The sequence below is a fragment of the Bradyrhizobium sp. BR13661 genome (assembly GCF_029892425.1).
Taxonomy (GTDB): Bacteria; Pseudomonadota; Alphaproteobacteria; order Rhizobiales; family Xanthobacteraceae; genus Bradyrhizobium.
Genome location: NZ_JARXWB010000013.1, coordinates 124,259 through 137,113, shown reverse-complemented (window position 1 = coordinate 137,113; position 12,855 = coordinate 124,259). Strand labels below are relative to the sequence as shown.

The following is a 12,855-nucleotide window of genomic DNA, read 5'->3' as shown; positions in this document are numbered from 1 at the left end:
CATTGTTAAAGAGCATGCTAGGTCGCCGCAAGGACTGCGTACGTGACTAAGTCACCGAGCGGTGGCTAAGTGCCGCGCTGACCAGAGGGGCGCTTTTCGACGTCAACCTTCGGCGAGCTGCCTGAGCGCTGCCTTGTCGGTCAATTCGATCTCTCCGCGCGAGGCCTTGATCCATCCCCGGCGCTGGAATTCCTGAAGCTGCCGGCTGATGACCTCCCGCGCGCTGCCAAGTTCGCTCGCGAGTTCCTGGTGCGTTGCCGACAGATGGTTATCGGTGTCGGCCAGTTGCAGCAGCCGCTGCGCCAGCCGCAGGTCGATGCGCGCGAAGGCGACCTCCTCGATCAGACGGAAGAGGTTCGTCACCCGCCGGCTGAAAGCGGTAAACACGAACTGCCGGAAGGCACGCGAGGAGGCGATCAACTCGTCGAACAGCGTGCGCGGTATGGCTGCCGCCCGCACCGGTGTCTCCGCGATTCCCTCGGCAAGATAGTCTTCATGGCCCAGGAGACATGCCGTCGTCAGCGCGCAGCTCTCGCCCGCCGCGACCCTATAGAGAACGATCTCCCGGCCGCTCTCCGAGACCTGCTGGACGCGGATCGTCCCCTCGATCAGCAGCAGGAATTTTTCCGGAGCCTGCCCGGGACCGAAAATGCGGCTTCCTTCCGGGAGGACGACGACCACGCTGGCGCTGCGCAAGCGCGCGCCATCGGAAGGCGGCAGCTCTTTGAGCGGCGGAAAGGCATCCGTCCAATCGTCCCTGTTCGTCATCTCTCATCCCACCCTCTGGCCGACCATCACTACGCGCGTCCGACCCATGTGCCAAATCGCGGCCGCTGGCGAGGTATTTCCGCAGGTGCCTGAATACGCCGAGTACCGGAACCCGGGGATCTCGCGGATCGCTCCCCGCAAGTCATGTAACCTTTCGCAGGCTGCAGCGAACTGATCTGCAGGCGGGATGAAGAGCCCGCCGGACGCAACTGCGTTTCGCAAAGTCCAGCCCCCGGAGGAAATCGAATGTCCAACAATCCCGCACTGTCCGCCATGGTTGCCGGCGCCTTTGCCGTTGCGATCGGAGCCCTTGCCGTTACGTCCGCCTCGGCGCAGATGAACAAGGCCGACATGGACAAGATGATCAAGGAGAAGCAGGCCCAGACCATGAAGGCAATGGAGGGCGGCAAGATGGAGAAGTGTTTCGGCGTCGCTCTGAAGGGCCAGAATGACTGCTACGCGGGTGCCGGCACGACCTGCGCCGGAACGAGCACCGTCGACTACCAGGGCAATGCGTTCAAGCTCGAGCCCAAGGGTACCTGCACGACGATGAACACGCCGAAGGGCGCGGGAAGCCTGACGCCGAAGGCCTGAGTCATCGGGGCGGGCCGCTGCGGCCCGCCCCCTGTTCCTGGAGGCTGCCTTGTTGTTTCCTTCGTCACTACCGGAAGATCGCGTACCGACGCGCGGCGGCGTCGGCCTCAAGGCCGAGCATTGCCGCACGATCATCGACACGCGGCCCGATGTCGGGTTTTTCGAAGTGCATGCGGAGAACTACATGGGGGCGGGAGGGCCGCCACATCGCTATCTCTCCGCCATCCGGGAACGCTATCCACTGTCGCTGCACGGTGTCGGCCTGTCGATCGGCGCCGACCGGCCGCTCGACAGGGATCATTTGACGCGGCTGAAGCGACTGATCGAGCGCTACAGGCCGGGCCTGTTCTCCGAGCATCTGGCATGGTCGTCCCACGACACCGGCTTCTTCAACGATCTGCTGCCGGTGCCGTACACCACCGAGACGCTCGAGCGGGTGGTCGAACATGTCGACGAGGTCCAGACGGCACTCGGCTGCCAGATGCTTCTCGAAAATCCTTCGACCTACATCGCCTTTGCCGAGAGTTCCTATGCCGAGACCGACTTCATCGCCGAAGTGGCGCGGCGGACCGGCTGTGGCCTGCTGCTCGACGTCAACAATGTCTTCGTCGCCTCGAGCAATCAGGCGTGGGATCCTGTCGCTTACATCGAGGGCTATCCGCTTGCGCATGTCCGCGAGATCCATCTCGCAGGCAACTCAAGGGAGGCGGACGAGGAGGCGCGGCCCCTTCTGATCGACACCCATGATCGTCCAGTCGAGGAGGCCGTCTGGGATCTGTTTGCGCTGGCTGCGCGGCTCATAGGCTCGGTCCCCACATTGATCGAGTGGGACGCCAATGTCCCGGAATGGCCGGTGCTTGCACGGCAAGCCGGCCGAGCGGAGATGGTCCTTCTTACCGTTGAGTCAGAAAGGTCGCGCTATGCGGTCGCTTGCTGAGAGACAACGCGACTTCGCGGCGGCGCTGCTCGATCCCGGGCTTGCGACGCCAGACGGTGTCGTCGGACCGGATGGAAAGCCAAGCGCGCGGCGCTTCGGTGTCTATCGCAACAACGTCGTTGTCGGCCTTGTCCGGACCCTGCAGGATGCCTTTCCCGCAGCGTATCGTATCGTCGGAGCCGCATTCTTTCAGGCGATGGCGCGCGCCTACGTCGTTACCGATCCGCCGCGCTCTCCGATGCTATTCGACTACGGGGCTGGGTTTCCTGAATTCATCGGGCGCTTCGAGCCGGCAACAGTGCTGCCATATCTGGCGGATGTCGCACGGCTCGAGCGTGCTTGGGTGGAGGCCTATCACGAAGCGGAAGGCACGCCGATCGACCTTTCGGTCTTTTCGGTGCTCAAGCCCGAGCAACTGTCCGCGATGCGTCTGGTGCTGCATCCCTCTGTCCGCATCGTCCGTTCGCGCTTTCCGATCGTGACGATCTGGCAGATGAATATCGAGGGCGGCATTCCAGCACCGGTGGACCTCGAAGCAGGCGGCGAGGACACACTCATCGTCCGTCCGGGGGCCGAAGTCGAGGTGCGGTCGATTCCGCCGGGCTGTGCGGTGTTCATCGAGGCGCTCGGTTTCGGCCGAAGCGTGCTGGCTGCCTTCGAGGAAGCTTTAGTCGTCAATCCGCGGTTCGATTTGTCGGCGAGCCTCGCGGATTTGATCGGAGCTGGCGCGCTGGTAGGCTACAGGGTTGCTTCGGAGCCGGAGAAGACATGACGTCATTCGTAGCAATGGTGAACGCCGACATGATTGTGCGTGAAGCCACGGAACGGCTCGCGCGGATTGCCCGCATCGTGGCGCCACCGGTGCTGCGCGTCGCGCTCGCGATCCCCTTCTTCAAGTCAGGGCTGCTGAAATGGGACGGCTTCCTGTCCCTGTCGGCATCGGCTTCGTACCTCTTTGAAGACGAGTTCAAGCTGCACCTCTTCGGACAGGCTTACGATTTTCCGTTTCCTGCGGCTATCGCCTATCTCGACGGGCTCGCCGAAATCGTCCTGCCGCTCCTCCTGATCGCGGGCTTGGCGACCCGCTTCAGTGCGCTCCTGCTGCTCGTCATGACCGGGGTCATTCAGCTCGTAGTGCCGGAGGGCTGGGCGAATTTCCATCTGCCCTGGGCGGCGCTCGCCATTGCCATCATCGCACTCGGTCCCGGCGCGCTTTCGTTCGATCACCTTGTCGCCAACTTCTGTCGGCCCCTCCAGCTTGAAAGAGGGCGTTCATGACCGACCGAAGTGGCCGCCCGCCACTGCTCAGGCTTGTCGGAGCGGCAGGAGAGGCCGCCTCGGGCAGCGTCGAGCCCACGATCCGTGATACCGACTGGTCGATCCTTATGGCGCGCGCCCAGGACGGTGATCGGAACGCCTATCAGCGTCTTCTGCAGGAGATGACGCCTTATCTACGCGTTCTGGCGGCGCGGCGGCACCGCGAACCCGGCGACATCGAAGACGCGGTGCAGGACATCCTTCTCACCGTTCACGCGATCCGTCAGACCTATGACCCGAACCGGCCCTTCGGCCCATGGCTGGTGACGATTGCGAACCGTCGCCTGATCGACCGGTTGCGCCGGCAAGGCCGGCGGCGTAGCCGGGAAACGCCACTGACGCCCGAGCACGAAACCTTTACCGAGCCTCAGGCGAATCTCTATGAAAGGCCGGACCACCACGAGCTGGAGAAGGCGATCGGCGCGCTTCCTCCGATGCAGCGGCAGGCAGTCGAACTCCTGAAGCTCAAGGAGATGTCCCTGAAGGAGGCCTCGACAGCAAGCGGGATGTCCGTTGCTTCGCTCAAGGTCAATGTTCATCGTGCCGTGAAAAACCTTCGCAAGATCTTCGTCGATCGGAGCCAATCATGATTACGACCCCCGATCTCATCTCATCGCTCGCCGCCAATATGAAGCCCGTGCGGCGTTTGCGGCCGCCGCTGACACGCGCGCTCTGCTGGCTCCTGCTCGCCGCCATCGTTCTGGTGCTTCTGGCTGTCAATCAGGGAATCCGACCGGACCTCGCGCAGCGGCTGCATGATCCAGCCTTTGCCGCCGCCCTTGCCGGCGCCGCCCTGACAGGGGTGCTGGCGGCGGTTGCCGCGTTCCTGGTGAGCCTGCCGGACCGTTCGCGGTTGTGGCTGCTGCTGCCCGCGCCGGCTGTCGTGATCTGGCTGTCGAACATCGGCTACCAGTGTTTCGCGCAGTGGATTTCGATCGGTCCGGACGGGATCAGTCTCGGAGAGGCGACCCGCTGTTTCGCAACCCTGGTGCTCACCAGCCTGCCGCTGTCGCTCGCGATGCTGGTGATGCTGCGCTACGCGGCGCCGCTGCGTCCGACCGCCGTGACCTTCATGGGAAGTCTCGCGGTTGCCGCAGTCACGGCAGCGGCGCTGTCGCTCTTCCACAGCGTCGACGCAACGGTCATGATCCTGATGTGGAATGTCGGAACGGCGGTCGTCTTCGTCGGCTTTGGCGGCCTGTTCGGCCGCCGCATGTTCCAGTGGGTCGCGCCGCGCGCCGATATGGCGGACTAAGTCAGGGATCTTTGAGGATCAGGAATGGCTCACCTTCCATCGCTGCCCAGAGACGCCACCTTGCTCGACGTCTTCCGGAAATTTCCGGAGACCTGCACGCCGCTGCTCGAATTTCACGAAGTGCTGCTGCGGGGTCCGTCGCCCTTCACGGAAGGTGAACGCGAGCTGATCGCCGCCTATGTCTCTGGCCTGAACGGATGCCGCTACTGCCATGGCGTCCATACGGGAACGGCCGAACGTCTGGGCATCGCGTCCGGAGCGATAGCATCCCTGCTGGCCGGCGATACCGAAGCCGACATTCCACCGAAGATGCGCCCGGTCCTTGAAGTTGCCGCCAAGCTGACCGAGCGCGCCGATGGGGTCACGGAATCCGACGCCCAGGCGATATTCGCGGCAGGATGGAATGAGGCGGCTTACTATCATCTGGTCGGCGTGGTGGCCTTGTTCAACTTCATGAACAGGCTGGTCGAGGGCCTCGGGATCGAGCTGAATCCGGCCTACGCGGAGGCGGCGGCTCAGCGCCTTGCCGATCGCGGTTACCGTCTCCTTATCGACATGCTGCGAACGACCAGCCCAAGCCGGTAGTAACGTCAGACCCAGGTAACCTGATTGCGATTGTCAGCGAACCATTGGAGGTGCCTCAATACATGGAGCCTCGTTGTGCCGAAAGCCATCTGGAACGATACGGTGATTGCCGAAGCAAGCCAGACCGAAATGGTCGAAGGCAACCACTACTTCCCGCCGGAGGCCCTCGTCCGGCAATATTTCCGCGAGAGCAAGACCGCCAGCCGTTGTTCGTGGAAGGGGGAGGCCTGCTATTTCACGGTCGTCGTGGGAGATCGCGAGAACGCCGACGCTGCCTGGTACTACCCGAACCCGAAATCGGCCGCCGCCAACATCGCCGGAAAGGTGGCTTTCTGGAAGGGCGTCAAGATTGTGCCTTGACCCGGTCGCCGAGCGGTCCGCTCGACGGGCCGCGGTGCTTCACGGCCGTTACGATTGCGTAGCCGAGCTTGCCCGTCTTTGCGGCAGTCAGCGCCTGCCTTGCGATGGTCCTTGCCAGCGCAAGGTCGATCCCCGGCAATTCAATCTTTTTCAGCCCGATCATGATTTCAGCTCCGAGTAGCCGCGACCGGACACCTTCAATGAACTCAATCAGCGCCCGATCATGCTCTTCGGTGACGTCGGTCTCGAGCCCGGCGCCAGCGAGCAGCTTGCGGTACTCTTCTATCGGCCGCGCGTCGGCAATGCAGGCGATCCAGGCCTCGAGGCCCTCCAGTTCGCGCGGTAGGCTGCCGCGGCGCGTCAGGTCGCTCACGCCGACCCGGCCGCCCGGTCGCAGCACCCGGGCGAATTCCGCGGTCGCAGCTTCCTTGTCCGGAAACGTGCAGAGCGCGCACTCGCAGATGATCGCATCGAAAGCGTCGTCCTCAAAAGGCAGCCTTTCGGCATCGCCGCAATAAAACGCGACTTTGTCGCCGAGGCCGTGCCTTGCTGCCTCATGCGTCGCCATTTCCACATTCTTTCGGCTGTAGTCGAGACCAACCACCTCGCACCCGAAGCGTGTTGCGAGTATCAGCGCGCTGGCGCCGCGGCCCGCCGCAACGTCGAGCACACGGGTGTGTGGTCCTAGCTCCAGGACCTGGCCCAGCCGCTGGGTCAGCCGAGCGCCGCCGGGATGCAGCGTGTCACCAGCCAGCAGCCGAAGGATATCGCTATCGTAGGCTGCTGCGCAGCACTGTTTGAGTGCCGTGGATGAATATCCAACCGCCCTGTCCGCCGCGCGGCCCTCGGGGGCGCTCATCGGGGGCTTCGATCGCTGAAGTCGAAGGTGACAGGCTTGGGCTGGTAGGGACGTCCTTCTTTCCGGGCCCGCCGCCGCTCCGGCTCCATGGCGTTCAGTTGCTCGCGTGCCTGCTCGCGATAGCCGACCGAGTTGTAGGCGCAGAACGGGATCTGCCTGCCGCCCGGCAGGAGAAACTCCTTGCAGCACTTCATGACGTTCTTCTGATTGAACGTCCAGGGGTCCATGAAGTCTTGAAGCATGATCATGATCATGTTCTTGGCGATGCTGTTGATCGCAAGACCGTCGGGAAGTTCGCAGGCCTGACAGGAGATCGCGATCTGGCGCTGCGATGCTCCCGAGCCGGCGACCGAGGACGAAGACCAGAGACCTTCCAGGGCCGTCCTGACTTCGCGGCTGAAGTCCGGCACGATGCGGTTCGTGATGTAGTCGAGATAGTCGCTGACATCGATGATGCGCGGCAACGGCGTCACTTTGCCGTCTTCGACGAAGGCGTAGGTCACGGAATTGCAGGTCGGAAAGCAGCACGGCACCGGCACGAAATCGGACGCCACGAATGTGCCATTGGTCTGCGCCTCGATCAGCCGGACGATCTCGGGAATCGTCATGCGTTTCAGCGGGTCGTGAGGCGCATGCCGGCCGGCGTGAAAGGCCGGCTGGAAAGTAATGCCGCGAATGGCCGGATGCTCGATCGCGAATTCGACGATCCGGCCGATCTCATGCTCGTTGACGCCGCGCTCGATCGCCGGGACTATGGTCACGTCGAGGCCGATCTCGGCGAGGCGATCCAGGGCACGGAGCTTCTCTTCCAGGATATCGGGTTCGCCGCGGATGATTTGATAGGTCTCGCGCTCGAAGCCGTCGAACTGGAAATAGAGCGAGGGTCTCACCTCCTCTAGCTCCTTCAGGAACCGGTCGTCGCGGGCAATGCGCTTGCCGTTAGTGTTGATCATGACGAAGCGAATGTTGCGAGCGTAGGCAGCCCGGACGAAATCGATGATGCGCGGATGCATTGTCGGCTCGCCGCCCGAAAACTGCACGACCTCAGGCTGCCCCTCGGTGCGCACATAATCGTCGAGCATATGCTCGACCTCCTCCATGGTCAGGCTGAAGCCGGGCGCCGCATCCGCAAAACAGAGCGTGCAATCCATGTCGCACGCGCTGTTCACCTCGATGATGCCGAGGCAGGCGTGCTGCTCATGATCTGGACAGAGCCCGCAATCATGCGGGCAACCGCGATCCAGCTCGGTCGCGTAGGCCAGCGGTATCGTACCCGGCTTGTTGTAGCGCGCAAAGGACAGATAGGCTTCCGCGTCGTCATAGACCAGCGCAAGAAACGGTCCGCAGTCAGGACAGCGCTTGCTCATATAGACTTTGTTGTCGCGCAACAGGATCTTGGCATCGATAATGGCCTTGCATCGCGGACAGATGCTACGCGTCAGTTCGTGGAACACGTAGTCGGAATCGACGCGCCGGCGATTGGCGGCGTCGCTTTCCCCTTGCTCAGACCCGGCGGGAGATCGGGAATCCATTCGTCAACTCCTCTAATGTCATCCGAGCTTCCAGACCGACCACAGCAGCACCGGGGATAGCAGCGCGGTCGTCAGGCAATAGAAGCAGTAGCCTCCGAAGGTCATCATGTCGCGAAGACCGAGAATGTTGGCCAAGGTAGCCGCTCCGGCGAGCACGAGCAGCGCGATCCAGCTCCAGCGGGCGTCTGGCAAGATCAACAGACCGAGGATCACGACATAGAGCACAGCGCCAATATAGCCGTCGGGAATGCCGAAGGGGCGCGCGAACGCGGCGTCGGCAACACCCTCGCAATCTTGGCCGAAAAACGGGCAGATCAGGCGACCGACAAGGCGGCTCTGGTACAGGCCGACATAGAGCATCGCTGCGGCACTCGCTGCTGCAACAGCAAACGCAGTATAGCGATACATGCTCATTCGTCTGGCCCAGCCCCCTTCGTCGCGCGAAATACGTCCGCGAGCGGCGCCCAATGACCCTTGGCCGACCTCGGCAACGGCGCTCAACGAAGGTTCGGTCGACCTCCGAAAAGGTTACCAGCAAAGGAGGATTTTGCTGCCAGAGGGGCACCGCAGATCATGGCCGGAGCATTTCCCCCTCAACCGCAACAGTCGGGTGTCACCCCGGCTGTCCACTTGCCCAGCAACCATGGCTCCTTGTCATATCGGCGAAGACGGCCCAGGACGGCGTCTTTCGCGCTTTGGAACCATCTCAGATCGGGGTTTGCCCCCCGACCTGACCCCATCAGGGCGGTATCTTACACGTCGATAAATCGCGGACGATTCACTGTCACCGTTTCGAAGCGCAACCAACGCGCTGAGCATCAGACTGATCCTTGTTCAATTTGAACGGCCGGTCGAACCGCACCCCATTTTCCAACGGAAGCGACACTTTGGGTCGCGCGCCGGCTCGCGCCGCTTCCGAGCCAGTCCTGCAGCGTGTGATCTTGGGCAATTGATGCGCCTAACACGGCAAATACGGCGCTGCTGATCGCCTGCTGCTGGCTGCGCAGATGATTTTCGAGAAGCTTGTGCCGCGTGATGTAGCCTGCGTTCACTCCTGGAATGGCATGGTTCATCAGGAGCTTGGCGTCGACTTCCGAGACGCCGGCCGCCGTTGCAATCGTGCGGAAGGTTTGACGGAGATCGTTGCCCCACTTTGACAGAATTTCCCGGTCCTCCTTTGTTTCCGACATATGTCCAGACACGCTATCGGCCGGAAATACCCACTCTTGAGCCTGCAGAGGATACATCTGTCTGCCGAAACGGATTGCGCGGACCAGGCAAAGGATCATCTGACGCGACAACGCAATATCGAAGGCCTTCTTCTTCCCGCCCTTTGGTTTCGCGATGTGAAGTGTGCGGCGCCGAAAATCGATGTGCTCCGGCTTGGCTTCTTGGAGCGCAGTAGGCCGAGACCCGCAAAGGAGAGTGAAGAGGTGGAACTCTCTGCGGACCGGGTTGTCGAGGGCGGCGAGCTGGGCAAACCAACCCTTCAGGTCGGCCGATCCCATCCCGGTGTTGCGGCGCTCCTCCTCATTCCAGTCGACCGCATCGGCTGGATTATCTGACGGCAGTGACCTGTTCGTCTTCCGAGCATGATTGTAGATGGCCCGCAGGGTCCTCATGCTGCCATTGGCCATGTATGGCCCGTTCTTTCTTGTGACTTCGTCGTGCTTTTTTGCCACCCGAGCTGGATCGGTTGCAAGCTCATGAAGGGTGGTGTCTAGCCACCCCGCAAAAACTCGTTCGACGTGATCGCGGTAGCCCTCGATGGTTTTTTCGCTGCGGTTCTTCCGGATCAGATGCGCATCGAGGTAACGCTCCCAGGCCTGCCTGAGAGTGATGCTCGTGACCGCCGCACCAATTGCCATCGCCGGAGCGGGACTCATCCGTTCGGTTTGCCTCTCATCTTTCGGATGCCGGCCCCGGCTAATCTGGGCTAGGTACTCCTTGGCAGTCGCGCGCGCAGCTCGGGTCGACATCTCACTAGCGTCGCCGATGGAAACCCTAATGGATGAAGCCCGCTTGCCACCCTGCCTGAGGTCACCTTGGACGGTAAAGGTCCTCCGTCGCTTTCCGATGACCACGAAAAAGCCCTTCAATTCTGTATCACGCGCGAGGTACCAGCCGTCCTTCGGAGCCGGCAATTGAGCGATAGTCTTGTCGGTGAGAGAAATTCGAATATCGGTCATGACGAGAGTCCACGGCCGCCAAAACGGTTTTCAAACGGTGTTGGCGGATTGAGTAGTTGGGAGGTTTGAGTTCGACGGAGCGCGAGACTATGCGAGAAACACCTATGAAAAAAGGGCTTCGCGAAGACTCGTCGTAGCGCGGCGTGCGTTTAGAAACTGCAGAGAAGGGATGTTGTTGAACTCTTAATCAGCGGGTCCCAGGTTCGAGCCCTGGTGCGCCCACCATTTCAATGACTTAGCCAGCACGAACGTTTGAGCATCTAATTTTTCAAACGGCTTTTTTTTCCAAACGAACAACCGTCATATGCCATAGCGGAACGTTGTCTTATGGTGAGCGCGTTCGGACTTGTAGCTACTGGCGGGAGGAGGACATTCGGCTGGATGCGCAAGCCTGAAAAAATCCAACGCGAGTTGGGACCCGCTCGGCCCAGCAAAACCTAGAATAATTCTGGACTCCGCCGGTCGAGCCTGGCTTCCCATGTAAGAAGGTTGGCAATCACAATCATGAAGGCGATGCCAAGTGCGCTGACTGCCGCCTGCATTGGCAGCCCGTCGGAGACCTGGTTCAGTAGAACGAACGCAATAAACGAAGCGACCACGCTAAAGCAAAAGATAGGTAGCGAGTTTTCGCCACAACGGATCAGCGCCTTCGTCCAGGGGCCGGTTGGACGGTGACCGGCCGGCGGCACGAAACGCATCAACAAAACAACGATGGCTAAGAAGTGGATGAGCCGAGCCGAATCCAAATGACTCTTATAGATTGGATAGAGCCAGTCTTCGATCATTTGCGGGATCAGCCACTTGAAAGCATCCACACGCCAACTCAAGACGACAATGAGGCTGAACAGAACGTAAGCGGCGGCGAGCGGTATCGCGGCTCGGTGTCGCACGAAGCCAGCGAACTGCGGGGCGCATGGGCCGGCGGAGCAAGCGCCGACGACAAACAAGATCTGCCAAGCGAATGGATTGAAATAGAGTTCACCAGTCGGCCAGGCAGGCATGTGCCAGCTATACAGCTGCACCATCAAGTAGAGCATGAATGATGCAGCGAGTGCGACTACTGCATTACGGGCAATAAGCCACAGCACGAGCGGAAATGCGAGATGCAGTATGACGAACGTGGGCAGGATATCAGTGTTGACGGGCGCGTACTGGAGAGCCAGGAGGTGGACCAGGGCTGTCCCTGGATCTTCGAAAAAGTGCCTTGTGTTCGTTTCGTCGAGATAAGAGCCGCTTTGCCAGACCAAGGTGAGATAGATGATGACCAGCAGTAGAAACGCAACATAAATTTCGAAGCTGCGTCGCAAGCTGCTTGAGATGACGGTTGGCCAACCACGACTTCGCAGCGTGCCGCCATATGAGACCATGCACGTATAGCCCGACACGAAAACAAATACTTCGGAGGCGTCGCTAAATCCGTAGTTGCGGATGGTCAACCAGTCGAAGACGTTGCCAGGGATGTGGTCGATGAAAACAAACCAGAGCGCCAGCCCGCGACAAGCGTCGAGCCGCAAGTCACGATCATCGCCAGATATCTCTGACCTCCCCGGAGCTTTTGTCAAAGCAATCTTAAAAATTTGAAGCCGCCGCGCCTCGTGAGCCGTAGAGGGCATCGGTCTGCGATATGGAACGGAACCATTATTGCAGACTGCGGCTCTATAGCCGGACGAGTCTTGATCTAGAGCAAAGTGGCGGCCGCTCTAGGTCGGGCAGGATGTCACATACTGGGTTTGCATTGTCCCTCCTCGGATGGATCATTTAAGCAGGCTGCGTTTTTAAGGATGTGCCGATTGGTGAGGCCTGCGCTCGACCTGCTTGATTCACGTCAACGACTTGAACTGCGTTTTTGGAAAAATGTGGTCAAGAGGCTCCGAGATGCAGCTACTCAATTCAGACAAGAACTATGGCGCTATTGCGCAGACCCTGCACTGGCTGACGGTCATTCTTGTCACTGTTGCTTGGGCGCTTGGCATTTTTGGCGATGACTTGCCGAAGGGCGAGCCCCGTCAGATCGGCCTTGCCGTTCATGTTGCGGCCGGACTCGCGGTTCTCGTCCTGCTTGTGGCTCGCTTGGCGTGGCGATCGGTCAATCCACCGCCTGTATCGGAAGCGACCGAATTTGGGGTCTGGCTCGGAAAGTGGGGCGATCCTGCCGCCGCGATCGCGCACTATACTCTTTACGCTTTGCTCGTCGCGGTGCCCGTCGCTGGGATCGTGCTGCAGTTCGCCCGTGGTGATGCGTTGCCATTGTTCGGTCTTGCCACCATTCCGTCGCCGTGGCTCAAGGATGCGGCCTTTTCCCACAATGTGAAGGAAGTGCACGAAATTATGGCGCATGCGCTGGTGGTCATCGCAGCGTTCCACGCGATCGCCGCGCTCATTCATCATTGGGTATTTCAGGACCGTACGCTCGTCCGAATGTTGCCTCACTCCAAAGATTGAGGCGTAGATCCGCAGAC

General features: G+C 60.9%; 15 protein-coding genes. 9 read left to right on the top strand and 6 right to left on the bottom strand.

The features are described from left to right. Window positions 1-102 precede the first annotated feature (102 nt). Window positions 103-768 (bottom strand): Crp/Fnr family transcriptional regulator, encoded by a 666-nt coding sequence (locus M2427_RS21855; protein ID WP_280708722.1) that lies wholly within the window; start codon window positions 766-768, stop codon window positions 103-105. Window positions 769-1,014: 246 nt separating this feature from the next. Here M2427_RS21855 and M2427_RS21850 point away from each other — a divergent pair, with 246 nt between their 5' ends. From M2427_RS21850 to M2427_RS21815, 8 genes are all read left to right on the top strand, one after another. After that, on the top strand, window positions 1,015-1,362 hold the full coding sequence (locus tag M2427_RS21850; RefSeq protein WP_280708721.1) for a DUF2282 domain-containing protein: 348 nt from the start codon (window positions 1,015-1,017) through the stop codon (window positions 1,360-1,362). Between the two features lie 49 nt (window positions 1,363-1,411). Further along, window positions 1,412-2,299: a DUF692 domain-containing protein gene (locus tag M2427_RS21845; protein ID WP_280708720.1), complete on the top strand. Its 888-nt coding sequence runs from the start codon at window positions 1,412-1,414 to the stop codon at window positions 2,297-2,299. Further along, window positions 2,283-3,071 carry a DNA-binding domain-containing protein gene (locus M2427_RS21840; RefSeq protein ID WP_280708719.1) on the top strand — a complete coding sequence of 263 codons (789 nt, stop codon included), beginning with the start codon at window positions 2,283-2,285 and terminating at the stop codon, window positions 3,069-3,071. Before M2427_RS21845 ends, M2427_RS21840 begins: the two co-directional genes overlap by 17 nt. Before the next feature lie 14 nt (window positions 3,072-3,085). Beyond that, a complete protein-coding gene (locus tag M2427_RS21835; protein ID WP_280708717.1) occupies window positions 3,086-3,577 on the top strand; it encodes a DoxX family protein in 492 nt (163 codons plus the stop codon). Next, window positions 3,574-4,206: a sigma-70 family RNA polymerase sigma factor gene (locus M2427_RS21830; RefSeq protein WP_280708716.1), complete on the top strand. Its 633-nt coding sequence runs from the start codon at window positions 3,574-3,576 to the stop codon at window positions 4,204-4,206. Before M2427_RS21835 ends, M2427_RS21830 begins: the two co-directional genes overlap by 4 nt. After that, window positions 4,203-4,871, top strand: a complete 669-nt coding sequence (locus M2427_RS21825; RefSeq protein ID WP_280708714.1) for a DUF1109 domain-containing protein — start codon at window positions 4,203-4,205, stop codon at window positions 4,869-4,871. The genes M2427_RS21830 and M2427_RS21825 overlap by 4 nt, the downstream gene beginning before the upstream one ends. 24 nt (window positions 4,872-4,895) lie before the next feature. After that, window positions 4,896-5,456 carry a peroxidase-related enzyme gene (locus tag M2427_RS21820; protein ID WP_280708709.1) on the top strand — a complete coding sequence of 187 codons (561 nt, stop codon included), beginning with the start codon at window positions 4,896-4,898 and terminating at the stop codon, window positions 5,454-5,456. Window positions 5,457-5,531: 75 nt separating this feature from the next. After that, window positions 5,532-5,816 (top strand): DUF427 domain-containing protein, encoded by a 285-nt coding sequence (locus tag M2427_RS21815; RefSeq protein ID WP_280708707.1) that lies wholly within the window; start codon window positions 5,532-5,534, stop codon window positions 5,814-5,816. Here the strand turns inward: M2427_RS21815 and M2427_RS21810 are convergent. The 5 genes from M2427_RS21810 to M2427_RS21790 form a co-directional block, all read right to left on the bottom strand. Further along, window positions 5,800-6,675, bottom strand: coding sequence for a methyltransferase domain-containing protein (locus M2427_RS21810; protein ID WP_280708706.1), 876 nt, complete (start codon window positions 6,673-6,675; stop codon window positions 5,800-5,802). The genes M2427_RS21815 and M2427_RS21810 overlap by 17 nt on opposite strands. Further along, the gene (locus M2427_RS21805; protein ID WP_280708705.1) at window positions 6,672-8,207 is read right to left on the bottom strand and encodes a radical SAM protein; all 1,536 of its coding nucleotides are present in this window, start codon (window positions 8,205-8,207) and stop codon (window positions 6,672-6,674) included. The genes M2427_RS21810 and M2427_RS21805 overlap by 4 nt, the downstream gene beginning before the upstream one ends. A gap of 18 nt (window positions 8,208-8,225) precedes the next feature. After that, complete coding sequence (locus M2427_RS21800; protein WP_280708704.1) at window positions 8,226-8,621, bottom strand: vitamin K epoxide reductase family protein; 396 nt, start codon at window positions 8,619-8,621, stop codon at window positions 8,226-8,228. Window positions 8,622-9,025: 404 nt separating this feature from the next. Beyond that, window positions 9,026-10,396, bottom strand: a complete 1,371-nt coding sequence (locus M2427_RS21795; protein ID WP_280708703.1) for an integrase family protein — start codon at window positions 10,394-10,396, stop codon at window positions 9,026-9,028. 437 nt (window positions 10,397-10,833) lie between these two features. Further along, window positions 10,834-11,910 (bottom strand): OpgC domain-containing protein, encoded by a 1,077-nt coding sequence (locus tag M2427_RS21790; RefSeq protein ID WP_280708702.1) that lies wholly within the window; start codon window positions 11,908-11,910, stop codon window positions 10,834-10,836. A gap of 361 nt (window positions 11,911-12,271) precedes the next feature. Between M2427_RS21790 and M2427_RS21785 the strand changes: the two genes are divergently transcribed. Next, window positions 12,272-12,838, top strand: coding sequence for a cytochrome b (locus M2427_RS21785; RefSeq protein WP_280708701.1), 567 nt, complete (start codon window positions 12,272-12,274; stop codon window positions 12,836-12,838). Window positions 12,839-12,855 lie beyond the last annotated feature (17 nt).

Coding starts and splice junctions, on each gene's coding strand:
- M2427_RS21855 (WP_280708722.1), bottom strand. CDS start 768: ATGACGAACAGGGACGATTGGACGGATGCCTTTCCGCCGCTCAAAGAG.
- M2427_RS21820 (WP_280708709.1), top strand. CDS start 4,896: ATGGCTCACCTTCCATCGCTGCCCAGAGACGCCACCTTGCTCGACGTC.
- M2427_RS21785 (WP_280708701.1), top strand. CDS start 12,272: ATGCAGCTACTCAATTCAGACAAGAACTATGGCGCTATTGCGCAGACC.
- M2427_RS21800 (WP_280708704.1), bottom strand. CDS start 8,621: ATGAGCATGTATCGCTATACTGCGTTTGCTGTTGCAGCAGCGAGTGCC.
- M2427_RS21850 (WP_280708721.1), top strand. CDS start 1,015: ATGTCCAACAATCCCGCACTGTCCGCCATGGTTGCCGGCGCCTTTGCC.
- M2427_RS21840 (WP_280708719.1), top strand. CDS start 2,283: ATGCGGTCGCTTGCTGAGAGACAACGCGACTTCGCGGCGGCGCTGCTC.
- M2427_RS21810 (WP_280708706.1), bottom strand. CDS start 6,675: ATGAGCGCCCCCGAGGGCCGCGCGGCGGACAGGGCGGTTGGATATTCA.
- M2427_RS21825 (WP_280708714.1), top strand. CDS start 4,203: ATGATTACGACCCCCGATCTCATCTCATCGCTCGCCGCCAATATGAAG.
- M2427_RS21805 (WP_280708705.1), bottom strand. CDS start 8,207: ATGGATTCCCGATCTCCCGCCGGGTCTGAGCAAGGGGAAAGCGACGCC.
- M2427_RS21835 (WP_280708717.1), top strand. CDS start 3,086: ATGGTGAACGCCGACATGATTGTGCGTGAAGCCACGGAACGGCTCGCG.
- M2427_RS21795 (WP_280708703.1), bottom strand. CDS start 10,396: ATGACCGATATTCGAATTTCTCTCACCGACAAGACTATCGCTCAATTG.
- M2427_RS21830 (WP_280708716.1), top strand. CDS start 3,574: ATGACCGACCGAAGTGGCCGCCCGCCACTGCTCAGGCTTGTCGGAGCG.